This is a genomic window from Streptomyces sp. NPDC046977 (assembly GCF_040644455.1).
Lineage (GTDB): Bacteria > Actinomycetota > Actinomycetes > Streptomycetales > Streptomycetaceae > Actinacidiphila.
Genome location: NZ_JBEYWO010000012.1, coordinates 57,239 through 81,623, shown reverse-complemented (window position 1 = coordinate 81,623; position 24,385 = coordinate 57,239). Strand labels below are relative to the sequence as shown.

The following is a 24,385-nucleotide window of genomic DNA, read 5'->3' as shown; positions in this document are numbered from 1 at the left end:
GATGGGCGCAGCAACGAACTTAGGCTAGCCTTCCCTCATGGCGAAGATCCCGCGGCTCCCACCCAAGAACCCCCGGCTGTTCCGCGCCGAGGTCGTGCGCACCGAGCGGGTCTCCCCCTCCATCCACCGCGTGACCGCCACCGGCCCGGACCTCGCCGAGTTCCCGTGGCTGGGCTACGACCACTGGTTCCGCCTCTTCATCACGCTGCCCCACCAATCCGCCCTGCGGCTCCCGGAGTTCACCGGGGCCCGGTGGTGGTTCCCCTACCTGGCCATCCCCGAGGCCGAACGGCCGCACTGCGCCAACTACACCGTGGCCGGCCACCGCCCCGAGGCCGCCGAGATGGACATCGACTTCGTCGTCCACCGCCTCCCGACCGGCGAGATCGAGGGCCGGGCGGCCATCTGGGCCTGCGCGGCCCGCCCCGGCGACGAACTGGCCGTGCTGGACCAGGGCATCACATTCGACTGCCCGCCCGACGCCTCCGAGGTCATCGTGGTGGCCGACGAGAGCGGTCTGCCCGCCGTCACCGGCATCCTGCGCTCGCTCCCCCGCGACACCGTCGGCCGGCTCATCCAGGAGGTCCCCACCGAAGGCGACCGCCGCGAACTCGACGCCCCCGGCGCCATGACCGTCACCTGGGTGGTCCGCGACGCGGGCGCCGTCCCCGGTCAGGCCGCGCTCGGCGAACTCCGCCGGCACACCACCGTCGACACCGACGCCTACGCCTTCGTCGTCGGCGAATCCGGCCTCTCCACCAAGGGCCGCAGGCACCTCCACCGCGCCGGCCTGCCCAAGGACCGCATCACCTTCACCGGCTTCTGGAAGCACGAGGCCAGCCCATCGGCCTGAGCAGGGACTTCAGCGACGCAAGGCCCGTGTGCGCCCGGGCGTGAAGAGCAGCATCCCGGCCAGGGTGCCGGAGTCGTTGCGGAGGGCGTGCAGCCCGCCGCCGTAGGACCTGCCGCGGTACGGCATGCTCAGCAGTATCCGTTGTGCAGGAAGCCCCGCTGGGAGGGCCGTCCGATGTCCAGCGTGATCTCGACAGCGCTCGGCAACTGATCGAATTTCGCGTTCGGGAGGATGAACTCCCTGCCGGTGTACTTCTGCGGTACCGACTGCTTCCACGCGGGCTTGCAGACGAAGGGGTTCGCGTAGGTGTTGTAGCCGATCCCGACCCCGGTATTGAGGATTCCCGCGTCCTGGCACTGGTAGAGCACGCCGCGCAGCGCGGCGGCGTTCCTGGGGCCGCGGTACCGCTCCGCGAAGTTCCGGAAGCAGGACGCGGAGTCACCGGTGTCGTACGGGGAGGGTCCCGCAGCCTCGATGGCGTCGAGGAAGGAGCGGTTGCATCCGATCCTTGCCGAGAACTCCTCGCCCTTGAGCAGTGCGGACCTGCTGCAGCCGGTCACGGTCCGGAACGCGCCGACGACGTCTTCGCGAGGGGCGAGCCGTGAGTAGCCGTACGCGAGCTGGACCTGGCCCCGGAGCGGGTAGGCGCCCGTGTCGCCGAACTCCTCGTCGAGCAGTCGGAACCAGGTCTCGAAGGCCGGCACCTGGGCCCGGACCCCGGGCGGCAGCGTGTAGACCTCCAGGTCGGTGTCGGTGGACCAGGTCTCCAGGCCCGGGTAGCCAACGTACGACAGGATGCCGATGCCGACCTTCTCCGGACGGTTCCCGTAGAGGCTGCGCAGTCTCAGATAGCGTTCCAGATTCGTTTGGGAGCCCGCCCACGCGTAGCGGAAGCCAGGAGGGTACAGCGTGGTGCTGCCGCGGGCGTGGGTGGTGGCGAACAGTGACGGCGAAACGCATCGGACCTGCCGGGCGTCCCATGCGGCCTTGTACTCGGCCGGCGTGGCGATACAGCCGGGCGGGGCCCCCGCTCCCGCGGACCGGGATTCCGGCAAGGCGCCGGGCGCGGTCGCGAGGACGAGGGCACAGGCCCCGATGACGGCGAACGGGCCCGCGCCCAGGCCGCCCTTCGGACGCTTGAGGCCCATGAGTTCTCCCTGACGTTCGATGAGCGGGTGCCCACGGAGGCGGACCGGGTTCCTGCCCCCTGCTGCGATCAGTCTTGGGAGCAGGGCGATTCCGGGCCACTCGGATGAGCCAACCGGCGCACCGGACCCGGCGCCCGCGGCCCGGGCCTGACGGGGAGTGGAGCCGGTTCACACCTGACCCCTCTGACGCGCCGCCGCCTGCCGCGTACCGGTCACGCCCGGTGCGCGGACCTCAATCTCGCCACCGCTCACCCCAGTTGGCCCATCGTTCACAAGGCACACGTCTGCCGGTCCCCACCCGTTCGGTCCCCGTCGGAAGTCTCACTCCGCCCTGTCAGAACGACCCCAGGACGGACTTCGTGATCGCATCACGTACGCCCCGGCGACGCCGCGACCTGCGCCGCCTCCTCGTTGCCCTCGCCGGCCCGGCGATGGTGGCCGGGACTCTGGTCGCCGCCCCGGCCCACGCGGCCGCGGCCGACGACATCAGGATCAACGAGGTCGTGACCACCGGAGACGTGAACGACTCGATCGAGCTGTACAACAAGGGCACCGGCACCGTCGACATCTCGGGCTGGATCCTCAAGGACGACAACAAGAGCTCGAAGTACAAGATCGCGTCCGGGACCGTGCTGGCCCCCGGCGGGTTCCGGGCCTTCGACGTGCACGACGCGTTCGGCCTGGGCTCCGACGACCAGGCCCGCCTCTACCTCGCCGACGGCAGCACCCTGGTCGACAGCTTCAGCTGGGACGACCACTCCGATCCGTCCTGGTCGCGCTGCCCCGACGGCACCGGCGCCTTCGGCGAGGCCGAACTGACCCTCGGCGCCGCGAACGACTGCGGCACCGGCGGGGGCGGCGGCACCTCCCCGGTGGCCTGGCCGGGCAGCGGCACGGTCGCGACCGCCGACGCCTCGAACGTCTTCGGTTCGGACCTCAGCGGCCTCTACCAGGAGGGGGGCGTGATGTGGGGCGCCCAGAACTCCGGGAAGCTGTGGCGGCTGCTCCCGAACGGCTCCGGCGGCTGGAAGCCCGACACCGCGAACGGCTGGACCTCCGGCAAGACGCTGCGCTTCCCGGGCGGCTCCGGCAGCCCCGACAGCGAGGGCGTCACGGTCACCGGCGCGGGCTCCGCGGGCGGCGTGTTCGTCGCGAGCGAGCGCAACGGCGACTCTTCCGGCACGAGCCGGCTGTCCGTCCTCCGGTACGACGTCAGCGGCACCGCCACCACGCTGACCGCCACCAAGGAGTGGAACCTCACCTCCGGCCTGCCCTCCGTCGGTTCCAACCTCGGCCTCGAGGCGGTCACCTGGGTCCCGGACGCGTCGTTGACCTCGGCCGGCTTCAAGGACGAGTCGACCGGCGCGGCCTACGACCCGAACCGCTACGCCGCGCACTCGGGCGGGGTGTTCTTCGTCGGCGTCGAGGGCACCGGCATGATCTACGGCTACGTCCTCCAGGACGCGGGCACCTTCACGCGCGTGGCGTCCGTCAGCAGCGGGATGGCCGGCGTCATGGACCTGCAGTGGGAGCCGCAGGCCTCCCGCCTGTGGGTCGTCTGCGACGACACCTGCTCCGGCCAGCACCGGACCATGCGCGTCAACACGTCCGGGGTCCTCGCCACCACGGCGGTCTACAACCGGCCCAGCGGCATGGCCAACATCAACAACGAGGGCTTCTCGGTGGCCCCGGCCGCGGAGTGCGTCTCCGGTTCCAAGCCCGTTTACTGGGCCGACGACAGCAACACCGGCGGTCACGCCCTCCGCAGGGGCACCACCACCTGCTGACGGCCGCTCACCACACCGCAGGATCGCGGGCCCTGTCCACCCCGGACGGGGCCCGCCCACCCCGCGTCGCGCGCGGGTACGTCACGCGCCGGCGCGGGCCCGGAGATCAGCCGAGCGGGTTCACTTGCTCAGTGAGGCCACATACGGAGCCAGTTTGGCCGGGGTCACGACCCACATGACGCGTTCGATGCCCTGCGCGGACACGTCGGCGGTCACCAGAGCCACCACGGCTCCGTCCATCGAGACAAGGGCGGCCGGCCGGCCGTTCGCCTCGACCCAGCGGATGTCCGTACCGGGCCAGAACCGCGGGGCATACGCCACAAAGGTCTTGGCAACGTGTTGACGTCCGACGATCGGAATCCTGGATGCGCCCCGCGCCCCGCTGCCGTCGGCATAGCTGACCACATCGGCCGAGAGAACCTCCTCGAGCGCGGCCATGTCGCCACTTTGCGCGGCAGTGATGAACGCCTTGAGCAGTCGCTGGTGAGCACCGGAACTGACCGGTTCCCTGCGTTCCCCCGTCAGATACTTCCTCGAGCGGCTCACCAGTTGACGTGCATTGCTTTCGCTCGTCTCCAGGATGTCCGCGATCTCCTTGTAGGGGTAATCGAAGGCTTCCCTCAGAACGTAGGCCGCCCTTTCCACGGGGTTCAGCTTCTCCAGGAGGAAGAGAACTGCCAGATCGAGCACCTCGGCCCGTTCCGCACCCAGCTGCGGATCCGAGCCGGTGTCGACAGGCTCGGGAAGCCACGGCCCGACATACGATTCACGCCGCATCCTCGCAGACTGGGCCGCGTTGATCGCGAGGCGGGTGGTGACCGTGGTGAGGAACGCCGCCGGATTCTGGATATCGGCGTGATCGACGGTCTGCCACCGCAGCCAGGAGTCCTGAACAATGTCTTCAGCCTCCACGCAACTGCCGAGCACGCGGTACGCGATTCCGAACAGCTGAGGACGCAACGCCACGAATTCCTTCGTCGCCTGTTCAAGGGGGTCTGCGTCACTACCGGCACACATCGGTGGCCTCCACCTTTGAATCACCCTGCTCTTGATCGTCACAGCTGTACGCGCGCCCGTGACGTACGGATCACCCACCCCCACCTTCAAGCATCTCCGTCCGGGCCTTTCCGTCGACCGCACAGCCCGCCGATGTGTGACATCGACAGCCGATGAGAACTCTCGGCGTCCGTGGCGCGACAGCGAGTCGCGTGAACAGGGTGCCCGGAGCGGCGCGACGGACCGCGCCTGGATATGCCCTGCGGATGGCAGGATGCTTGCGACAGAGGTCATTCGCGTCGCGGAGCGGGCAGTGCCGCTCATGGACGGGAACCGTCGCAGGAGGCCCGATGAGCCGTAGGAACCACCACGTCGCCGTGCTCGTGCTCGACGGGGCGAAGCCACTGGACGTCGGCATCCCCGCGCAGGTGTTCTCCAACCGGCCGAGCATGCCGTACGAGGTGCGCGTGTGCGGCGCGGCGCCGGGGCCGGTGACCGGTGGGGACGGGCTGTCCTACCACGTGGCCGAGGGCCTCGACGCGCTGCGGCACGCCGACACCGTCTTCATCCCGGGCTACCGGGAGCCCGCGACCACCCGGCCGCCGGCGGCGGTCGTCGAAGCGCTCACGGCCGCCCACGATCGGGGAACGCGGCTCGCGGCCATCTCGACGGGGGCCTTCGCCCTGGCGGCCACGGGCCTGCTCGACGGCAAGCGGGCCACGACGCACTGGCACTACACGAAAGCCCTCGCGGAACGGCATCCGCGGGTGCTGGTCGACGAGAACGTGCTGTTCGTGGACGAGGGCGACGTGCTCACGTCTGCGGGTGCGGCGTCCGGCATCGACCTGTGCCTGCACCTGGTGCGGCGCGACCACGGGGTGGCCCTGTCCAACCATGTGGCCCGGCGGCTGGTGGCGGCGCCCTACCGGAGCGGCGGGCAGGCGCAGTACGTTCCCCGGAGCGTGCCCGAGCCGCTCGGCGACCTCTTCGCGAGCACCCGGGAGTGGGCTCTCGGGCATCTCGCGGAACCGCTGACCATCGAGACGCTCGCCCGCAACGCTCGGGTGTCGGCGCGCACCTTCTCGCGCCGGTTCGTGGAGGACACGGGCTACACGCCGATGCAGTGGGTGCTCCGGGCGCGCGTCGACCTGGCACGCGAGCTACTGGAACGCACCGATCTGGGCGTGGAGCAGATCGCCGGCCGGGTGGGGCTGGGCACCGGCGCGAACCTGCGGCTGCACTTCCAGCGCATTCTGGGCACCTCCCCGACGGAGTACCGGCACACCTTCTCGGCCTGACCCTCCCCGGGTCGCGCACGCCTCTCGGACATGTGGCGGGATCCTTGCGCACGGTGTCATTCGGGCCACTGTCGGCGCGGCATCCGGATGCCGAGGATGGACGCGACAGGACGACACGAAAGGCACCTTCATGACCCGCATCGCCGTCAACGGCTTCGGCCGCATCGGACGCAACACCCTCCGCGCGCTGCTGGAGCGCGGGACCGACCTCGAGGTCGTCGCCATCAACGACCTCACCGCCCCCGACACGCTCGCGCACCTGCTCGCGTTCGACAGCTCGCTCGGCCGTTTCGGCCGCTCGGTCGAGGTCGACGGGACCGACCTCGTGGTCGACGGCCGCCGCATCAAGGTGCTCGCCGAGCGCGAGCCCGCCAAGCTGCCGTGGGCCGAACTCGGCGTGGACATCGTGCTCGAGGCCACGGGCCGCTTCACCGCGGCGGAGGCCGCCCGCGCCCACATCGACGCGGGGGCGAAGCGCGTGCTGGTGAGCGCCCCCTCCGACGGCGCCGACGTCACGCTCGCCTACGGCGTGAACACCGACGTCTACGACCCCGCCGCGCACGTCATCGTCTCGAACGCCTCGTGCACGACCAACGCGCTGGCCCCCCTGGCCTCCGTGCTGGACGACCTGGCGGGCATCGAGCACGGCTTCATGACCACGGTGCACGCCTACACCCAGGAGCAGAACCTCCAGGACGGCCCCCACCGCGACCTGCGCCGCTCCCGCGCCGCCGGCGTGAACATCGTGCCCACGACCACCGGGGCCGCCAAGGCCATCGGCCTGGTGCTGCCGAACCTCGCGGGCAAGCTGTCGGGCGACTCGATCCGCGTGCCCGTCCCGGTGGGGTCGATCGTGGAGCTGAACACCACGGTCTCGCGCGAGGTCAGCCGCGACGAGGTGCTCGCGGCCTACCGCGAGGCCGCCGACGGCCGGCTCAAGGGCATCCTCGACTACACCGACAAGCCGCTGGTCTCCAGCGACATCACCGGCCAGCCGGCGTCGGCGATCTTCGACTCCGCCCTCACGCGCGTGGACGGCAAGCACGTCAAGGTGGTGGCCTGGTACGACAACGAGTGGGGCTTCTCGAACCGTGTCGTCGACACGCTCGAACTGCTCGCCCGCGCCTGAGCACGGCCTGACGGGCTGTCAGGGGTTTTTGCTCGTCCCTGGCAGCCCGCCGTCCGGCGTACTACTGCTGCGGCGGCGCCGACACCGCGGGGGCAAGGGAGCCCGAGCCCTGCGGGTTGACGATGAGCGTGGGCTCGCCCGGGGCGGGCGAAGGGGCCACGGTGTCGGCCGGATTGGTGGTCGGGCTGGCGGTCGTCTGGTCCACGACCTGCGGGAAGTTCACCAGTCCGGTCTTCTCCATCACCGTGATGTGGTCGAGCACCGTGTTGTTGGCCTGGTCGGCCAGCTGCCGGACCAGGCTGTTCATGGTGGTCGAGCGGACCTTGGCGATCGTGTTGAAGATCTGGCCGTGGGTCAGTCGCAGCAGGTTGGCGAACGTCGCGTCGAACGCGGTCCCGTTGGCGCCCGAGAGCGTGGCGAGGAACCCCTGCTGCTGCGGGGTGGGCTGGTTCGGAAGCACGATGCCGAGCTGGGTGGCGACGGTGCGGTCGGCGCTGTCCAGCGCGGTGTGGCCGTCTATCAGGTGCTGACCTGCCGTCTTGACCGCCTGCGTCGTGCCCTTCTGGAGCGCTATCTGCCCGGCCGGGAACTCCCAGAGGCCCGCCAGGCGCACCTTGACGACGAACTCCCGGTCGAGCGCGGTCATGGGCCCGTACGGGGTGGAGACCGCACCCACGTACGGCGAGGACGCCGCCGCGTTCACCCCGGACATCGCCGGGTAGACGAGCGCGGCAGCGGTGCAGACCAGCGCTCCGGCGACCAGAGCGGTGCCGGCCGTGAACCGGTTGGGGAACATGACGCCTCCTGTGCGGAATCTCGTACGCGCATCCGGACGTTAACGCTCCTTGCCGTGGGAACAGCGGGATTGGAGGGGCCTGAGCGATTCCCGGGACGCCACACCATCGGTGTTGGTAGCGTGCAAACTTTCGCCTGTGCAAAGGTCGCACGGCCTCGGCGGCTCTCCGGACAGGTCGGCGCCGACCGCGACCCGGGAACCGTCGGCGCCACGACGGTGCCGGGCGGTACAAATGACCCATGGCCGCCCGCATCCCCGCCGACGACTCCGACGCCGAGGCGATGGTCGGCGCTCTGCTGACCGCGTCGCGCCTCCTCGTCGCCGTCTCCGCCCGCTCGCTCGCCGCGGTCGAGGAGGCCCTGACCCTGCCCCAGTTCCGGATGCTGGTCGTCCTCGACACCCGCGGACCGCTGAGCCTGTCCCAACTCGCCGCGGAACTGGGCGTGCAGCCGTCGACCGCCATGCGGATGCTGGACCGACTGGAGTCCGCCGGCATGGTGACCCGGGGCGCGTCCTCCACCGACCGGCGCGTCAGCGTCGTCTCGCTCACCGCGCCGGGGCGACGGACGGTGCGTGACGTCACCGAGCGGCGCAGGGCCGAGATCACGGGCATCGTCGCGTCCATGACGCCCGGTCACCGCCGCGGTCTCGTCCAGGCCCTGCAGGCCTTCACCGAGGCCGGGGGCGAGCCCGCCGTCGGCGAGGAGACGCCGCTGCACGTGGGCTGGTGAGGCGGCCCACGCGCACGGGAACGCCCGCGGCCGCCCGCGGCGGATACGCCGCATGAGTGCGGTCGTGTGCTGTGTTCGCGGGACACGAGGCGATCCGCGGTGGTGGTGACCCCCGCGACCGGCCGCCGTGATCTATGTGTAGGGCAGCGTGATCGAGGCCGCCCTCTCCCTGCCAGGGCGCGGCCCGGAGGCGGAGGAGACGGTCGGATGAGCGGTGACGGACGGGCCCCGGACCCCGGTCCGGCCAAGGGGGCGCAGCCTTCCAAGCGCCGCGTACGGCGCGCGTGGCGGCGCCTTCGGCGGGTCGTCGCCGAGGTGAGCGCCGGTGCCCGGGCGACGGCACGGCGGGTGCGGGAGTCACCCCCGCCCCCTGGGCCGTTCCGGCCGGACTTCTGGCGCAGCCCGATCCGCGGGCCGTGGCTGACATCGGTGTTCGGCCTGGTGCTGCTGTTCGGCATTCCCGTGCTGTTCGTCACCGGCGCCCTGTCCTACGCCGCGTACAACCCGGACCTGGGGCCGCTCAACGACCAGACCCCCGACAAGGGCCTGCTCGGCTTCTACCTCTTCGACTGGCCCACCCAGCCCTACTGGCTCTACCGGCTGACCCAGGGCGTCCATGTCACCCTCGGGGTGGTCCTGCTGCCCGTCCTGCTGGCCAAGCTGTGGTCGGTCATCCCGAGGCTGTTCTCGTGGCCGCCCCTGCGGTCCCTCGCGCACGGCCTCGAACGGCTGTCCCTGCTCCTCCTGGTGGGCGGGGCCGTCTTCGAGTTCGTCACCGGGATCCTCAACGTCCAGCTCTTCTACATCTTTCCCGGCTCCTTCTACACCCTGCACTTCTACGGCGCATGGGTGTTCGTCGCCGCGTTCGCCGTTCATGTCTGCCTGAAGCTCGGCCGCATGAGACGCGCGCTGCGCTCCCGCGGGCTGCTCGCGGAACTGCGCACCGATCGGGCCCGTACCCGTCCCGAGCCGCCCGACGCCGACGGTCTGGTGCCGGTCGCCCCGGCGGCCCCCACCATGTCGCGGCGCGGGGCCGTGGGGATGGTGGGAGCCGGGTCGCTGGCGCTGCTCGTGGTCACCGCGGGCCAGAGCATCGGCGGCGCGCTGCGCAACACCGCCCTGCTGGCGCCACACAACCGCAACCCGGGAAGCGGTCCGAACGGCTTCCAGATCAACAAGACGGCCGCCTCCGTCGGTGTCACCCCCGGCCTGACCGGCCCCGCCTGGCGGCTGGAGGTCCACGGCAGGGGACCGGCCCTGGTCCTCACCCGTGAACAGCTCCTCGCCATGGGCCAGCGCACGGCCGCCCTGCCGATCGCCTGTGTCGAAGGCTGGTCCACCGAGGACCAGCAGTGGAGCGGCCTCCCGCTCGCCGGGCTCGCCGCCATGGCGGGCCTTCCCGCCGCCGGGAGTGTGCTCGTGGAGTCCGTACAGCCACCGGGCCCCTACAGCTCGGTCATGTTGCGCGGCAACCAGATCCACGACCCGCGTGCCCTGCTCGCCCTGCGCGTCAACGGCGCGGACCTCTCGCTCGACCACGGCTACCCGGCGCGCATCATCGTCCCTGCCAACCCCGGTGTGAACAACACCAAGTGGGTGCACCGGCTCACCTTCAGGACGTGACCATGGCACGCACCCCGCGCTGGTACGGCGCCAATCCCCTGCACCTGCTCGTGCTGCTCTGCTCCTTCGCGCTCAGCGCGTACGCCTGCCTGCGGCTGTTCGCCGTGCGGCCGGTCGAAGTCGCGGTCTGGTTCGTGGGAGCGGCGGTCCTGCACGACCTGATCCTGCTGCCCCTGTACTCCCTCGCCGACCTGTCGGCCCTCGCGGTCCTGCGGCGCGAGCGCGTGGTTCCGAAGGCGCCGTGGATCAACCACCTGCGCGTACCGGCCTTCCTGTCAGGCCTGCTGCTCCTGGTGTGGTTCCCCCTGATCCTCGGCATCTCGCGCCCCTACCCGGCCGCCACCGCGCTCGCCATCGACGTCTACCTCCCCCGCTGGCTGATCGTCACCGCCGTCCTGTTCGGCGTCTCGGCACTGGCCTACGCGCTCAGGCTGCGTCGCATCCGCAAGGCCGAACGCGCCGAAAAGCGGGTCGCCGGTTCGGGGAGGTGATCGCTACCGTATGGGCCGATCAGGTGCGCACACGCGCATGACGGCTCGAACGGAGGTGCCGTGCCCCCGCACATGAGACTGACGGCGGTCACACTCGACTGCGCGGATCCCGAGGCCCTGGCCGCGTTCTACCAGCGGGCCACCGGGCTCGCGCTCCACCCGGATTCCGACGGCGACTTCGCCGGACTCACCCGCGAGGACGGCTTCTTCCTCGGCTTCCAGCGGGTCGACGGCTACCGGGCGCCGGACTGGCCCGGCCAAGCCGTCCCCCAGCAGGCCCACTTCGACTTCGCGGTCGACGACCTCGACGAAGCCGAGGCCCTGCTCCTGGAGTCGGGCGCGACGAAGCCGCAACAGCAGCCGGGCGGGGACAAGTGGCGGGTCCTTCTCGACCCGGCCGGGCATCCCTTCTGCCTGGCCAGGAGCTGACGGGCCGGGGGCGGCCGCGGTCGCGCCCGCGCGGGGACGGACGGGTCCCCGCGCAGGCGGACGGCATCAGGCGTCGGCGATCGGGCCGGTGCCCAGGCGGACGTTGTCGATCGCCCAGAACCAGTTGTTGCCGGCGTTGAAGATCCGGAAGTTCACCTTGACCGACGTCGCCCCCGACGGGACGGTGACGGGCAGGTCGACCAGGCGGTTCTGCTGGTCCTGGCCGCGGTTGGTGTTCCCGGAGGTGGCGCTGGAGTAGTACAGCACGCGGGACTTCTCGCCGGTGTCGAACTCGACGGTGACCTCGGCCTCCTGCGGGCTCTCCTGGCGGTAGTGCGAGTCGAAGCCGAGGTGCAGCGTCGACGTCCCCGCCGGGACGGCGACCGCGGGGGTCGTCAGCGTCGAGTCGAACCGGCCGCGGCCGGACGGGCTGCCGGTGTCGTCCCAGTCGTCGGGGTCGGCGACCGCAACGATTCCCAGACCGCGGGTGAAGTTCGTGCGGTCCTGCGCGGCCGGGAACCAGAACTGCTTGGACAGGAACGTCCAGCCCTGGAGCTCCCGCGTGCCCTGGGGCATGCCGCTCGCGTTGGTGATCGTCCAGCCCGCGGGGGTGGTCCGCGTCCAGCCCACCAGGCCGGGCCGGCTGAGGTCGGCGGCCGGGGCCAAGGCGGGGGCGACGGACTCGAAGTCCTCGGCCAGCAGCAGACCGGTCATGACGGGACCGACCTTGGCGGGCAGCGACGCGGTCTGCTCCTTGGTGCGGCCGGCCAGGACAGCGGTGACGGTCGCCTGAAGGGTCGCGGAGGACCGCGCCGCCGCGGCCGGGGCCACGACGTCCCAGGTGAGCGCGACCGACGAGCGGGCCGGCACCGAGGCCGGCGTGCCCGCCGCCGCGGTGGCCTTCCAGCCGGCGGGCAGCGCGAGCGAGGCCGCCAGGCCGGTCAGCGGGGCGCTGCCGGCGTTGGTGACGGTCGCGGTGACGGTCAGCGGCCTGTCCGGGGACAGCACGGTGCCGTCGGTCTTCGGCGACGTGGCGGGAGCGGTCAGGGCCACGCTCATCGCGGGCGCGACCTTGGTCCGCACCCGCGCGTCGGCGACCTTCAGCAGTCCCTTGCCGTCGGCGTGCGCGGCGACGGCGAGGCTGCCCGCTGTGGCGTCCGCGGCGGGGGTGACGGTGAAGCGGACCTCGGCGGAGGCTCCCGGAGCGAGCGACTTCGGCGCGGAGCCGGCCTGTTCGAGCGTCCAGTCGGTGGGCGCGAGCAGGGACACCGCGAGGGCGACCAGCGTGTCCGTGCCCTGGTTCGTCACGGTGACGACGACCTCGGCCGGGCTGCCCTGCGCGAGCGGGGCGTCCAGGGAGGGCAGCGGGGCGGGGAGGGCGATCGCCGCGCTCAGCGCCGGGACCGTTCCGGTGGCCGGGTCGGTGACGCCTTCCTTGCCGTCCGCCTGACGGCCCGTCATGCGGCGCAGGAAGCGCGGGTCGTCCAGGTCGACGACCACGATGTCGTACCAGCCGTGGTGCGAGGGGTGGACCGAGACCGTCCGCGTCTGGCCGGGCGCAAGGGTGACGGTGCTGATCTCGTCGTTGGCGTTGCGCGGGTAGACCGACTCGCCCACGAGCAGTGTGCGCGTCGTGGAGGAGGGGTTGCTGCACTGGATGCGGACCGGGCCGGTGCCGCTCTCGTCGACGAGGAAGGCCTCGGCGCCCACGCCCGCGCCGCGCAGCTCCCACAGCGCCCAGCCGGGGCCGCGCACCTGGAGGTCGTAGCCGTCGGTGTCGTAGGCGACCGTGCCGGTGGCCGTCGCGCCGCTGCCCACGGTCCAGGTCTGCGGGGCCGTTCCGTCACCGGAGTACGCGGTGATCGTGGCGGCCGTGCTGCCGGTGTTCCCCAGGGTCAGCCGGACGCCGTTCGCCGGGGACCCGGCGACCTCGGCGCGCAGCGACAGGCGGTACGGCGACGGACGGGTGGGCCGGGTGCCCTCCTCCTGCTCCGGGAGCGCCTGCTCCTTCGGCGGGACGGGGTTCCAGCGGCCGATCGGCGCCGGCACCGGGCCGGGCTGCTCCACGTCGGGCTGGTTGCGTCCGTGGCTGAAGTCGAAGGCGGAGGTGAGGTCGCCGAAGACGCTGCGGCGCCAGGCGCTGATGTTGGGCTCCTGCACCCCCGTCCAGCGCTCCAGGAAGCGGATCACGGAGGTGTGGTCGAACGCCTCGGAGCAGACGAAGCCGCCCAGCGTCCACGGCGAGACGACGGTCATCGGCACGCGCGGGCCGGGGCCGACCGGTCGGCCGCCGAACCAGTCGTCGCTGTTGCCGGACTCCGGCTTCGGCGCGACCGGCGCGGGCACGTGGTCGAAGTAGCCGTCGTTCTCGTCGAAGTTGATGAACACCGCCGTCTTCGACCAGGTCTCGCGGTCGCTCGCGATGGCGTCGAGCAGGTCGTAGATGAGGTTGGCGCTGCCGACCGGGGTGGAGGAGCCGGGGTGCTCGGAGAGCGCCGCCGTGGGCACGATCCAGCTCACCTTGGGCAGCGTGCCGTTGCGGATGTCCTGCTTCATCCGGGTGATCAGGGTGTCCGGCTCGGAGCGGTACGCGCCGCGCATGAAGAGCCCGCGCTCGGCCTCGTCCAGCGCGTCGACGCCCTGCTGGAACTGGGCGAGCGCCGCCCGGCGGTCCGCTTCGGTCCGGTCCCAGAGGCTGTCGTAGAACTGCTCGGTGGTGGCGAACTGACCGCTCACCTTGGAGAGGATCTTGCGGCCGATCTCCTTCCAGGGGCGGAAGTACTCGACAGCGTTGTCAGTGAAGTTGTCCCACTCCTGGTAGATCTGCCAGGAGATCCCGGCCGCCTCCAGGCGCTCGGGGTAGGTCGTCCAGTTGTAGCCGCCGTGGTTGTAGTCGTAGGCGGCGTTGGTGACGGCCCTGTTGACTCCGTCCGGCTCGTAGCCCGTGGTGCCGGTCCACAGGTAGTTGCGGTTGGGGTTGGTCGAGCCGTACACGGAGCAGAAGTAGGAGTCGCAGATGGTGAAGCGGTCGGCCAGCTCGTACTGGAGGGGGATGTCCCGCCGGTCGTAGTGGGCCATGGTGCTCTGGCCCTTGGCGGCCACCCAGTCGTTCCACCAGCCGTTCGCCCGGGCCTGGTTGGCGTCGGAGAAGCCGTGCGGGAGCGAGCCCAGGTACTGGATGTCGCTCTCGGGGCGGCCGGCGTCGCGCGCGGCCTGCCGGGCGGAGAAGGGCAGGACGGCGCCGCCGGCGGCCCGCGGCTGCTCGAAGACCGTCGCGCCGTCGGGCAGCCGCAGCGGCGTACGGTCGCCGAAGCCGCGAACACCCTTGAGGGCGCCGTAGTAGTTGTCGAAGGAACGGTTCTCCTGCATCAGCACGATCACGTGCTCGATCGCGTCCATGCCACCGGGCGCCATCGGCGCGGCCATGGCCTGGAGGAGCGACGGGGGCAGGAAGGAGAGCGCGGTACCACCGGCGAGAGCGCCGAGGAGCTTGCGGCGGGAGATGTCGGACATAGTGGGGAGGCTAAGTTGCGGGCCGAGCAGCCGGTAACCCTCCGCGACAGAGCTTCGTCCGCCGTTCACGAGGGAGCGCCGGGCGTTCAACTGTTCGCGTCACACGGGGGCGCGGCACACGGTGTTGCCTGACGCGACGTCAATTCCCGCAACGGCGATGGCCCGGTTCACCGCAACTCCCCTGCCATTGCCCGGAGTCGGGAGGCCCGGGCCTCTCCTTCTCAGGCGGAGACCGTCGCGGGCGTCTCGCTGTCGGCCGACTCGCCTGCGGTCTTCGTCCGCGGGCCGCGTCCCACGAAGGCGTAGGCCGCGCCCACGAGCAGACCACCGCCGACGAGATTGCCCAGGCCCACCAGCAGGAGGTTGCGCCCGAAGGCGGCCGCGTTCGCGCCGGGTATGTGCTCGAACATGCCCAGCGTGTAGTAGGTCATGTTCGCCACGACGTGCTCGAACCCCGAGCCGACGAACGCCAGCAGGCACCAGAAGATCACGGTCAGCTTGGCACCCTCGGACCGGGTCCGCGCCGCCATCCACACGGCCAGGCAGACCAGGAAGTTGCAGAGCACCCCGCGGAAGAACAGCGCGGCCCCCGACTCGGCCGCCTTCGCCTTCACCAGGCTCGCCAGCAGGGCGAGCGCCGGGGCGGTGTGCCCGGGGGCCCCACCGGAGGTGATCACACCGCTGCCGTGCACGAGCCAGGCGAAGGCAACCGACCCGACGAGGTTGCCGACGAACGATCCGACGATCAGCGCTCCCGCGTCGGCCGCGGTGATGCGCCGGACGATCGCCCCTTGCACCGCGGTCATCATGTTGCCGGTGGACAGTTCGGCGCCGGCGAACACGGCCAGCGTGAGCCCGACCCCGAAGACCAGGCCCTCGACGAGTTTCGTGTACGGCGACGAGGCGACCAGCAGCGGCCCCGCGACCGCGAGCAGCAGGACCGCCGCAACCCCGATGAACGCCCCGGCCAGCATGGAACTGACCAGGAACCGGCCCGGCCTGCGGAGGTCGGCGGCCTTGTCGGCGGCCACCTGCCCCTGGTCTTCGAGGGCCTGCGAAACGGGGATGGGCATGCTGTCACCTCATAGGTCGCACGACGGACATACAGGGAATACAGGTAATGCAGGGAATAACCCCGCACTTTTCTCGATGCTAGGCCGAAAAGGACAGCTCGAAGGAAAAGGAGTCCTACATCACACAGCCGGAGCGAGGACGTGCGACATGAATGCCAATACCGTCACAAATCGCGGCCATGACTCATTCCGGTATCGGTAAAATCGCGGTATATGTCCCGTCGTCGGGTCAGTCGCCGGTGAAGAACGTGCTCCCCGCCCCGACCCCCAGCCCCGAGGCCGCCGCCAGCTCCCGGCCCGTTCCGGCCAGCGTGACCAGACGGTCGAGGCGCAGCACCTCCCAGTGCTCCAGGGCGACGGCCGGCAGCGGCTGCGCCGGGGTCCACCCGAGCAGGGCCGTCGCCAGGCCCGCGGCGTCGCCGAAGGCCTTGGACGCCGCCGCCGAGGTGTGGGGGCGGACCGTCCCCGCCGCGTCGCCGATGAGCGCCGCGTGGTCGGCCACCATGCGCCACGGGGGGACGTCCAGCACCGGTTGCGCGAAGGGGTCCGAAAGCCCCACCAGCTCGGCGAGGGCCGGCGGGAGCGACACCTCTGCCTGGCGCACCACCCGCTCGGCGGTCTCCGGCGGCACGTCGCCGGGCGGAAGGAAGTACGCGGAACGCCGCGCGGAGCGGCCCGTCAGGAGCCCCGGCAGATCCCGCTCGGCCACGTTGACGTACCAGACCCAGTTGACGCGCCGCGCGCCCTTCTCCAGCTCGCCGCCGGCTCCCGGGACCAAGGAGCAGAGCATCTGCATCCCGTCGGAGGTGAAGTGCGTGAGACGACCGGAGAGAAGCCCCAGCAGCTCACCCGGAAGCCGGGATTCGGGTTCCAGTCCGCGCCATCCGACGTACCCCGCGTACGTGGGACGGAAGGACGGGTCGAGGAGTCTGCGCGTCGCCGAACCGATGCCGTCCGCCCCCACGAGGAAATTGCCGTGCGCGGTGAACCCGTCCGAGAACTCGGCGGTGACCTCGTGGCCCTCCACCCGCACGCGCCGCAGCGCGCCGTCCAGGCGGTGGCACACTTCGGCGAGGGGTTCCCGCAGCACGTGGTGGAGGACGTCCCAGGCGGTCATCGACTGCGGGGCCTCCTCGCGCACGGCCCTCCCGTCCGCGTCGAGTCGCTGGCTCTCGTACAGCTCGACGCCCACCGCCTCGACGGGCACGCCCAGGCGATGCAGCAGCGCCTCGATGTCCGGCCGCACGACGATGCCGGCGCCGTGTGCCGGTGTCCGCGGCGCCGACCGTTCGTAGACGGCGACATCGGCCCCGGCAGCCCGTAGTTCGTGCGCGGCCGCCAGACCGCCGAGCGATCCGCCGATCACCGTCGCCGCGAAGCCGTTCGTCCCCGAAATGGCGCACCTCCACTGCCGCGCGGCCGCTCCCGCACGTCACCCGCTCGGCGAGGGAGCCTAAACACACCCTCCGGACACCCGCAACACGCGCGTGTCCACCGGGATTCACCGCGTCAGCCGTTCGCGGGAGCCAGGTTGCGGGCCCCTACCCCGCCAATTAGCGTGACGTGCGGTCACACCGTTCAGGCGATGAATACCGAGCGCTTTTCCGCCGGTTGCCGGCCTTCCCGTCAGGCGTTCCCAGGGCCGTCGCAGGAATCGCAGGGAATCACCCCCAAGGAGATCCGCCGTGCCCGAGTTCCCTCATTGGCATTCCCGCCGGAAGGTGCTCCTCACCTCGGCCGCCGCCATGACCGCGGCAACCACGGGGGCCTTCGGCCTGCTCTCCCGGAAACCGGTCGCGGCGAAGGCGGGCACGGCCGTCCGCCCCTTCCGCATCGACATTCCGCAGGGGGATCTCGACGAGCTGCACCGGCGCATCGTGGCAACGCGGTGGCCCGACCGGGAAACGGTCCCCGACCAGTCCCAGGGCGTGCAGCTGGCGACGATGCGGGAACTCTCGCTCTACTGGGCGACGTCCTACAACTGGCGGAGGATCGAGGCGAAGCTCAATTCCCTGCCCCAGTTCATGACCGAGATCGACGGGCTCGACATCCACTTCCTGCACATCCGCTCCCGGCACGCGAACGCCCTGCCGATGATTCTCACCCACGGCTGGCCGGGATCCATCCTGGAATTCCTCAAGGTGATCGACCCGCTCACCAACCCGACGGCGCACGGGGGAAGCGCGGAGGACGCCTTCCATCTCGTCATCCCCTCCATGCCCGGATACGGCTTCTCGGAGAGGCCGACCACCACGGGCTGGGGGCCCGACCGCATCGGCCGGGCCTGGGCCGTGCTGATGGAGCGCCTGGGATACGAGCACTACGTGTCCCAGGGCGGCGACTGGGGAGCGGTGATCTCGGACCGGATGGCGGTGCAGCGCCCCCCGGGACTGCTCGGCATCCATGTGAACTTCCCGGCCACGGTGCCGCCGGACATCGCGAAGAAACTCGCCTGCGGTGACCCGGCCCCGGCCGGCCTGTCCGTGGACGAGAGGGCAGCGTACGACAAACTCGCCGACTTCTACACGAGGGGATCCGGCTACTCCGCCATGATGGTCACCCGCCCGCAGACCGTGGGATACGGGCTGACGGACTCCCCTGCCGGGCTGGCCGCCTGGATGTACGACAAGTTCGCCGCGTGGACGGACAGCGGGGGCCACCCCGAGCGCGTGCTGACCAACGACGAGATGCTCGACGACATCACGCTCTACTGGGTCACCAATACCGCGGTCTCCTCCGCCCGCCTGTACTGGGAGAACAACGCCAACAACTTCAACGCGGTGTCGGTCTCCCTCCCCGCGGCCATCACGGTGTTCCCGGGCGAGATCTACCAGGCGCCGCTGAGCTGGGCCAAGCAGGCGTACCACGACCTCATTTACTACAACAAGGCCCGCAAGGGCGGTCACTTCGCGGCCTGGGAAGTGCCGGACATCTTCACCAGGGAACTGCGCGCCGCATTCGCGACCCTGCGTCGTCCCGGAGCCGCCGGCAAGTGAGACCGGACGACCCGGTCTCCCCGGGGCACACGTGACGCATGTCGGTCGTCGCCGCCGGCAACATCCGCTCCGACTCCCTGAGTTCGCCTGCGCCGGAGCCCTTCCACGACCGCGGCGATGTGTGAACTCGCCTGTAAATAGGCCTTGTTGACTGAAGCGGCGGAATGGATTCCGCTGCCGCCCCGCGCCGGTGTCCACAACTCGCGGTCGCCGCGCGATATCCGGACCCGGCGCGCGGTCGCCGGCACGGCACCCGCAGCCGAATACGGACAAAGACCGCCTTCTTTTCCGATGTATTGCAGAACGCCCCCGAAGGGCCGGGGCCGCAATCTCCTGGACGGGAAACCCACATCCCTATGCAACCTTGTTCGGGTGTGGTTTTCTCATCCCTCGTGACCAAGGACTCGGTCGGAACTTCCAACTGAGTGGGCGGGGCGTCCGACGTCCCTTCCACGAGGCTGCTCCGGCCGTGCTCCAGGGTGCCCGGAAACCGCCGGGTGCCCCACCGTCCGCCGCCCGTGTTACCGGTCTCCCGGGCGGCCAAGGGTAGTCGTAGATGCGAATACAAGCCCGATGGGCCCTGATCCCCGCCCTGGCAGGCCTCCTGGCGGGCGCCGTACCCGGCGCCGCGCTGGCATCCCAGAGCCCCGTCACGGGGGCGTCCCCCGTGGGCACCGCTCCGACCGGGTCCGCGTCGGTCCGGACCGTCACGTTGATCACCGGTGACAAGGTGACGGTCGTCCAGGGCACCAGCGGTGTACCCGCGGTGAGCGTGCAGCGTGGCCCCGGCCGCGCCGGCATCGCCTTCGAGGTGTCGCACCAGTGGCACGGCTCCGACCACCACATCTCGGTGGTGCCGTCGGACGCGCAGGCCCTGCTGACCTCCGGACGGCTCGACGCCCGCCTGTTCGACGTCACCGAGCAGCTCGACGCGGGCTACGACGACGCCTCGACCACCACGCTCCCCCTGATCTACTCGAGCCGCAGCGGCAAGTCCGCCACGGCACGCGCCGCGATCCAGCAGCACGGCGTGCGGATCTCCCGCACCCTGGACGTGCTGGACGGCGGCAGCTTCGCCCCGGCCAAGCACGACGCCGCCTCGTTCTGGAAGTTCGTCACCGGGGCACAGGGGCTGCGCGGCCCGCTGGACGAACTGTGGCTCAACGGCCGCAGCCGGGTCGCCCTCGCCGAGAGCACCGGCATCATCGGCGCCCCCAAGGTCTGGGACAGTGTCGACGCCAACGGTGTGCACATCACCGGCAAGGGCGTCGTCGTGGCCGACCTCGACACCGGCTACGACCCCACCCACCCGGACCTCAAGGACAAGGCGGCCGCCGGCCGGACCATGGACTTCACGGGGTCCGGCACCGTGGTGGACGGGCACGGCCACGGCACCCACACCGCGTCCATCATCGCGGGCACCGGCGCCGCCTCCGCGGGCAAGTACAAGGGCGTCGCCCCCGACGCCGAACTGCTCGTCGGCAAGGTCTGCGACAACGACGGCTTCTGCCCCGACGACGCGGTCATCAACGGCATGACCTGGGCGTCGGAGGCCGGCGCGAAGGCCGTCAACCTCAGCCTGGGCTCGGCCCCGTACGCACAGACGGACCCGCTCACCGAGACGGTCGAGAAGCTGACCGCCGAGCACGGCACGCTGTTCGTGATCGCGGCGGGCAACGAGGGCGCCCCCGCCGCCGACTACTTCGGCGGCACCGTGGGCAGCCCGGGCATCGCCGACTCCGCGCTCACCGTGGGCAGCACCACCAAGCAGGACACTCTCAGCGACTTCTCCAGCCGCGGCCCGCGCATCGGCGACTTCGCCGTGAAGCCCGACATCGTCGCGCCCGGCTCGGACATCACCGCGGCCCGCGCCGCCGGCACCACGATGGGCGACCCGGTCGGCGCCTCGTACGTCACCGCGTCCGGCACCTCGATGGCCACCCCGCACGTCACGGGCGCCGTCGCGCTGCTCGCCCAGGAGCACCCGGACTGGAAGGCGGCCGACTTCAAGTCCGCCCTCACCAGCGCCGCCAAGGGCCTGCCCGGACTCACCGCCTACGACCAGGGCACGGGACGCCTGGACGTGGCCCGCGCCGCCGTGCAGACCGTGCGCGCCACCTCCGGCAGCATCAGCCTCGGCAAGGCCGACTTCCCGCACGAGAACGTCACCCGGACCGGCACCGTCACGTACGCCAACGACGGCGCCGCCGACGTCACGCTGCACCTGTCCGTCGACGCCAACGGGCCCCGCGGCACGAAGGCACCCGCCGGCGCCTTCACCCTGTCCGCGGACACCGTGACCGTCCCGGCCGGCGGCACCGCCTCGGCCGGCCTCACCGCCACGGTCGACGCCACGATGACCGGCGCCTACGGCGGTTCGATCGTCGCCACCACGGACGACGGCGCCACCACGGTCCGCGACGCCTTCGGCGTCTACGCCGAACCCCTCACCCACGCGCTGTCGTTCACGGTCCTCGGCCTCGACGGCAAGCCGGTGGGCGAGGGCACGTACGTCAACGCCTTCGACGTCAGCACCGGTCTGCAGTACAGCGTCACCACCGACGCCGACGGCAAGGCGTCGATGCAGCTGCCCGAGAGCGAGTACGACATCTCGGCGAACAAGTTCGACCCCGTCGGGCACACCTCGGTCCTGTTCTCCACGCCGGGCGTCCACCTCACCGGCGACACCTCGCTCAGCCTCGACGGCCGCACGGCCAAGGAGGTCAACCTGACGGTCGACAAGAGCCAGGCGACGAACGAGGGCATCTTCGCCAGCGTGACGTCCATCAGCACCGACGGGCACTACGGCACGCAGAAGTTCGTGATGGGCTTCCCCGGCGACCGCATCTACGCCACCCCGACCGCCCAGGTCACCGGCCACCCGTTCTGGTTCCTCACCGCCCAGCGGTGGACCGGCACCAAGCCCGTGACCGCCACCAGCCCGGCGTCGAGCTACGCCTACAACCTGGCCGTCAACGCCAAGGGCGGCATCCCGTCCACCCTCACCCGCAGGCTCCCCGACCGCTCGCTCGCCCGGGTTGAGGAGACCTACGCCGGCCAGGGCGGCAAGCCGCTCGGCGTCCGGATCGACACCCCGGTCCCGACGTACGGCGCGGTCGCCTTCGTGGACGGCAGCCAGATCCCGGTCCCGGGCAGGCAGACCCGCTACTACACCGACGACGCGGCGATCGTCTGGGACCGCACGCTCGGCATGCGCGCCCAGAACACCGCCGGCTTCGACGAGATCCAGTTCGCCGACACCACGCGGTTCCGGCCGAACACGGCCTCCACCCGGCTGTGGAACCAGGCCCCGCTGCGCGCCCGCTCGTTGGACGCGCTGCGTCTGGAGGACCAGCTCTACCTCACCCCGGGCCTGTTCTCCACGGCCGCCGCGAACACGGCGTCGTACTCGGGCCAGGCCCGGGGCACCACGGGCTCCTCGACCCTGTACCGCAACGGGGTGAAGATCGCGTCGCTGGACTCCCTGGGCCAGTTGCAGACCCCCGTCCCGTACGAGAAGGCCACGTACACCCTGAAGTCCTCCGGCACCCGCTCGGTGGGCTGGTCGACGCTGGGCAGCAAGGCCTCCGCCACCTGGACCTTCACCTCCCAGCGGCCGAGCACCACGACGATGACCCAGCAGCAGCTGATGAACGTCCGGCTCGGCGGCCCGCTGGACTCCGCCAGTGCTGTCCCCGGCGGCCGTACGTACACCTTCGTCGTCAACGCAGAGCGCGGCGGCAAGGCGGCGACCACGGCGCTGGGCATGCGGCTCTCCTTCGACGACGGCAGGACCTGGAAGACCCTGCGGGTCATCCGCTGGGGCGACCTCGGCCTGGTCACCGTGACCACCCCCAAGGCCGGTGGCTACGCCTCCGTCCGGCTCACGGCCAAGGACGCGGCGGGCAACGCGGTCGACCAGACGGTCATCCGCTCCTTCCGGGTGACCCCCAAGAAGTAGGACAGCTCCGCACCAGGCAGGACAGCGGCCCCCGCCGACGGCTCACCGGCCGCCGGCGGGGGCCGCTTCCCGTGGCGCACGTCCGGGCGTTCAGGGCAGGGCCGGGGCCGCGCTCCGGATGAGACCGCGCAGGTCGGCCGCGTCCTGGCTGGGCGGTACGCCGAACTGGCGGCGGTACTCGCGGCTGAACTGCGACGGGCTGTCGTAGCCGACGCGGTGGCCCACCCCCGTGATGTCGTGGGGGTGGGCGGCCAGCAGGAGACGGGCCTCCTGGAGTCGGATCCGCTTCTGGAACTGGATGGGGCTCATCGCGGCCACCGCCTGGAAGTTGCGGTAGAACGCCGACGTGCTCATCCCCGTCCGCCGGGCGAGGTCCTCGACACGGAACGGCTCCGCGTAGTGCTCGCGGATCCACCGCACGGCGCGCGCGATGTGGCTGAGGCTACTGTCCGCCAGGCCGAGTTGGCGCACCACGGCCCCCTGGTCGCCGGTGATCAGCCGCCACAGGATCTCGCGGACGACGAGCGGGGCCAGCACCCCGCGGTCCCGCGGCCGGTCGAGCAGCCGTACCAACCGGACCAGGGCGTCGAGCAGTTCGGGCGACATGTCCCCGACGGCGATGCCGGGCGGGGCGCCCGGGGCGGGGCGCGGGAGGTCTCCCGGTCCGGCGCGCAGCAGGAGTTCGGCGATGGCGGACGGTTCCAGGACGAGGGCGAGCCCCAAGGCCGGCCGGTCCGGGCCGATCTCGGTGAAGTGGCCGGTGACGGGCAGGTCGACGGAGGCGACGAAGTACGTGCCGGGACGGTACTCGTACAGCCGCTCCCCCAGCGCCAGGCGTTTCGCCCCCTGCGCCAGGACCGCGAGCACCGTGCCGGACATCGACGTCGAGGGCGGGCCCGGGCGGTCGACCCGCGCGATGTGCAGACCGCCGATGTCCGTGGTGGCGTCATCGCGCACATGCCGGGCCAGCAGGGTGCGGAGCTCGTCGAATCCCATGGCTCCATTGCAGCACAGCGGCCCGGCCGGAATTCCCGTTCGGGACGCCAGGACGGGACGATCGTGCAAGCACCGGCGAGCTTCGTTCTACCGTTGCCGCACGTCAGCACGGTGAAATGGGATCCGTGACACCCCGGCGGCAGCGGACACGACCTGCGGCTCGGGGAGGAACGGACATTCCCGGATCCCCGGATCCCCGTCGACAGAGGAGCACCGCCATGACCGCCGGCTACGGATTCAGCGCCACACTCACCGCCAGGCCCGCGATGGGCGACCGGCTGGCCGACCTGCTGCTGACCGCACTGGACGAGGGCAACCCCGCCGCGAGCGAACACTGCCTGGTCTACCTCGTCTCCCGTTCGGCCGCCGACCGCGACATCGTGCACGTCGCCGAGGGCTGGACGAGCGAGGAGGACCACCACCGGGTCTTCGCCGGCGCCGCCGCGCAGGCGATCGTGGCGCGGGTCCAGGAACTGGTGGCGGCGAGTTCGCCGTACACCGACCACGTCCCGGTGGGCGGCAAGGCCGTCCTCTGACCCCCCATCACCCCACCCACGGAAAGGAT

General features: G+C 71.2%; 18 protein-coding genes. 11 read left to right on the top strand and 7 right to left on the bottom strand.

Annotated elements, in window-relative coordinates; genetic code table 11:
• The first annotated feature begins 37 nt into the window (after positions 1-37).
• On the top strand, positions 38-853 hold the full coding sequence (locus tag ABZ883_RS19770; protein WP_360907589.1) for a siderophore-interacting protein: 816 nt from the start codon (positions 38-40) through the stop codon (positions 851-853).
• A gap of 128 nt (positions 854-981) precedes the next feature.
• On the opposite strand, the gene ABZ883_RS19765 is transcribed toward ABZ883_RS19770, so the two are convergent.
• Entirely contained in the window at positions 982-2,001 is a 1,020-nt protein-coding gene (locus ABZ883_RS19765; protein ID WP_360907587.1) for a hypothetical protein, read from the bottom strand.
• Positions 2,002-2,432: 431 nt separating this feature from the next.
• Between ABZ883_RS19765 and ABZ883_RS19760 the strand changes: the two genes are divergently transcribed.
• Complete coding sequence (locus tag ABZ883_RS19760) at positions 2,433-3,788, top strand: lamin tail domain-containing protein (RefSeq protein WP_360907851.1); 1,356 nt, start codon at positions 2,433-2,435, stop codon at positions 3,786-3,788.
• A gap of 120 nt (positions 3,789-3,908) precedes the next feature.
• Here the strand turns inward: ABZ883_RS19760 and ABZ883_RS19755 are convergent, their stop codons facing one another.
• Positions 3,909-4,805, bottom strand: a complete 897-nt coding sequence (locus tag ABZ883_RS19755; protein WP_360907849.1) for an RNA polymerase sigma-70 factor — start codon at positions 4,803-4,805, stop codon at positions 3,909-3,911.
• A 329-nt stretch (positions 4,806-5,134) separates the two neighbouring features.
• Between ABZ883_RS19755 and ABZ883_RS19750 the strand changes: the two genes are divergently transcribed.
• Together ABZ883_RS19750 and gap are read left to right on the top strand one after the other, a co-directional pair.
• On the top strand, positions 5,135-6,082 hold the full coding sequence (locus tag ABZ883_RS19750) for a DJ-1/PfpI family protein (RefSeq protein ID WP_360907585.1): 948 nt from the start codon (positions 5,135-5,137) through the stop codon (positions 6,080-6,082).
• A 130-nt stretch (positions 6,083-6,212) separates the two neighbouring features.
• Positions 6,213-7,211, top strand: coding sequence for a type I glyceraldehyde-3-phosphate dehydrogenase (gene gap / locus ABZ883_RS19745; RefSeq protein ID WP_360907583.1), 999 nt, complete (start codon positions 6,213-6,215; stop codon positions 7,209-7,211).
• Between the two features lie 61 nt (positions 7,212-7,272).
• Here the strand turns inward: gap and ABZ883_RS19740 are convergent, their stop codons facing one another.
• Entirely contained in the window at positions 7,273-8,007 is a 735-nt protein-coding gene (locus ABZ883_RS19740; RefSeq protein WP_360907581.1) for a DUF4142 domain-containing protein, read from the bottom strand.
• A 239-nt stretch (positions 8,008-8,246) separates the two neighbouring features.
• On the opposite strand from ABZ883_RS19740, the gene ABZ883_RS19735 reads away from it, so the two are divergent.
• The 4 genes from ABZ883_RS19735 to ABZ883_RS19720 all read left to right on the top strand — a co-directional run bounded on the left by ABZ883_RS19735 (position 8,247) and on the right by ABZ883_RS19720 (position 11,281).
• Complete coding sequence (locus ABZ883_RS19735) at positions 8,247-8,738, top strand: MarR family transcriptional regulator (protein WP_360907579.1); 492 nt, start codon at positions 8,247-8,249, stop codon at positions 8,736-8,738.
• 207 nt (positions 8,739-8,945) lie between these two features.
• Positions 8,946-10,361 carry a molybdopterin-dependent oxidoreductase gene (locus ABZ883_RS19730; RefSeq protein WP_360907577.1) on the top strand — a complete coding sequence of 472 codons (1,416 nt, stop codon included), beginning with the start codon at positions 8,946-8,948 and terminating at the stop codon, positions 10,359-10,361.
• A 2-nt stretch (positions 10,362-10,363) separates the two neighbouring features.
• Positions 10,364-10,852: a hypothetical protein gene (locus ABZ883_RS19725; protein ID WP_360907575.1), complete on the top strand. Its 489-nt coding sequence runs from the start codon at positions 10,364-10,366 to the stop codon at positions 10,850-10,852.
• Between the two features lie 72 nt (positions 10,853-10,924).
• Complete coding sequence (locus ABZ883_RS19720) at positions 10,925-11,281, top strand: VOC family protein (RefSeq protein WP_360907573.1); 357 nt, start codon at positions 10,925-10,927, stop codon at positions 11,279-11,281.
• A gap of 66 nt (positions 11,282-11,347) precedes the next feature.
• Here ABZ883_RS19720 and ABZ883_RS19715 read toward each other — a convergent pair whose 3' ends face one another.
• From ABZ883_RS19715 to ABZ883_RS19705, 3 genes are all read right to left on the bottom strand, one after another.
• Positions 11,348-14,794: a phosphocholine-specific phospholipase C gene (locus ABZ883_RS19715; protein WP_360907571.1), complete on the bottom strand. Its 3,447-nt coding sequence runs from the start codon at positions 14,792-14,794 to the stop codon at positions 11,348-11,350.
• 221 nt (positions 14,795-15,015) lie between these two features.
• Entirely contained in the window at positions 15,016-15,867 is an 852-nt protein-coding gene (locus ABZ883_RS19710) for a formate/nitrite transporter family protein (RefSeq protein WP_360907569.1), read from the bottom strand.
• A gap of 229 nt (positions 15,868-16,096) precedes the next feature.
• Positions 16,097-17,233 carry an FAD-dependent monooxygenase gene (locus ABZ883_RS19705; protein ID WP_360907567.1) on the bottom strand — a complete coding sequence of 379 codons (1,137 nt, stop codon included), beginning with the start codon at positions 17,231-17,233 and terminating at the stop codon, positions 16,097-16,099.
• A 319-nt stretch (positions 17,234-17,552) separates the two neighbouring features.
• Here ABZ883_RS19705 and ABZ883_RS19700 point away from each other — a divergent pair, with 319 nt between their 5' ends.
• Complete coding sequence (locus tag ABZ883_RS19700; protein WP_360907565.1) at positions 17,553-18,863, top strand: epoxide hydrolase family protein; 1,311 nt, start codon at positions 17,553-17,555, stop codon at positions 18,861-18,863.
• A 556-nt stretch (positions 18,864-19,419) separates the two neighbouring features.
• On the top strand, positions 19,420-22,824 hold the full coding sequence (locus ABZ883_RS19695; protein WP_360907563.1) for a S8 family serine peptidase: 3,405 nt from the start codon (positions 19,420-19,422) through the stop codon (positions 22,822-22,824).
• 90 nt (positions 22,825-22,914) lie between these two features.
• Here the strand turns inward: ABZ883_RS19695 and ABZ883_RS19690 are convergent, their stop codons facing one another.
• A complete protein-coding gene (locus ABZ883_RS19690) occupies positions 22,915-23,820 on the bottom strand; it encodes an AraC family transcriptional regulator (RefSeq protein WP_360907561.1) in 906 nt (301 codons plus the stop codon).
• A gap of 218 nt (positions 23,821-24,038) precedes the next feature.
• On the opposite strand from ABZ883_RS19690, the gene ABZ883_RS19685 reads away from it, so the two are divergent.
• Entirely contained in the window at positions 24,039-24,356 is a 318-nt protein-coding gene (locus ABZ883_RS19685; protein ID WP_360907559.1) for an antibiotic biosynthesis monooxygenase, read from the top strand.
• The last annotated feature ends 29 nt before the right edge of the window (positions 24,357-24,385 follow it).

What these genes read in the sequence shown, in the direction of transcription:
- ABZ883_RS19770 (WP_360907589.1), top strand. Translation starts at nt 38, where the DNA reads ATGGCGAAGATCCCGCGGCTCCCACCCAAGAACCCCCGGCTGTTCCGC.
- ABZ883_RS19765 (WP_360907587.1), bottom strand. Translation starts at nt 2,001, where the DNA reads ATGGGCCTCAAGCGTCCGAAGGGCGGCCTGGGCGCGGGCCCGTTCGCC.
- ABZ883_RS19760 (WP_360907851.1), top strand. Translation starts at nt 2,433, where the DNA reads ATGGTGGCCGGGACTCTGGTCGCCGCCCCGGCCCACGCGGCCGCGGCC.
- ABZ883_RS19755 (WP_360907849.1), bottom strand. Translation starts at nt 4,805, where the DNA reads ATGTGTGCCGGTAGTGACGCAGACCCCCTTGAACAGGCGACGAAGGAA.
- ABZ883_RS19750 (WP_360907585.1), top strand. Translation starts at nt 5,135, where the DNA reads ATGAGCCGTAGGAACCACCACGTCGCCGTGCTCGTGCTCGACGGGGCG.
- gap (WP_360907583.1), top strand. Translation starts at nt 6,213, where the DNA reads ATGACCCGCATCGCCGTCAACGGCTTCGGCCGCATCGGACGCAACACC.
- ABZ883_RS19740 (WP_360907581.1), bottom strand. Translation starts at nt 8,007, where the DNA reads ATGTTCCCCAACCGGTTCACGGCCGGCACCGCTCTGGTCGCCGGAGCG.
- ABZ883_RS19735 (WP_360907579.1), top strand. Translation starts at nt 8,247, where the DNA reads ATGGCCGCCCGCATCCCCGCCGACGACTCCGACGCCGAGGCGATGGTC.
- ABZ883_RS19730 (WP_360907577.1), top strand. Translation starts at nt 8,946, where the DNA reads ATGAGCGGTGACGGACGGGCCCCGGACCCCGGTCCGGCCAAGGGGGCG.
- ABZ883_RS19725 (WP_360907575.1), top strand. Translation starts at nt 10,364, where the DNA reads ATGGCACGCACCCCGCGCTGGTACGGCGCCAATCCCCTGCACCTGCTC.
- ABZ883_RS19720 (WP_360907573.1), top strand. Translation starts at nt 10,925, where the DNA reads ATGAGACTGACGGCGGTCACACTCGACTGCGCGGATCCCGAGGCCCTG.
- ABZ883_RS19715 (WP_360907571.1), bottom strand. Translation starts at nt 14,794, where the DNA reads ATGTCCGACATCTCCCGCCGCAAGCTCCTCGGCGCTCTCGCCGGTGGT.
- ABZ883_RS19710 (WP_360907569.1), bottom strand. Translation starts at nt 15,867, where the DNA reads ATGCCCATCCCCGTTTCGCAGGCCCTCGAAGACCAGGGGCAGGTGGCC.
- ABZ883_RS19695 (WP_360907563.1), top strand. Translation starts at nt 19,420, where the DNA reads ATGCGAATACAAGCCCGATGGGCCCTGATCCCCGCCCTGGCAGGCCTC.
- ABZ883_RS19690 (WP_360907561.1), bottom strand. Translation starts at nt 23,820, where the DNA reads ATGGGATTCGACGAGCTCCGCACCCTGCTGGCCCGGCATGTGCGCGAT.
- ABZ883_RS19685 (WP_360907559.1), top strand. Translation starts at nt 24,039, where the DNA reads ATGACCGCCGGCTACGGATTCAGCGCCACACTCACCGCCAGGCCCGCG.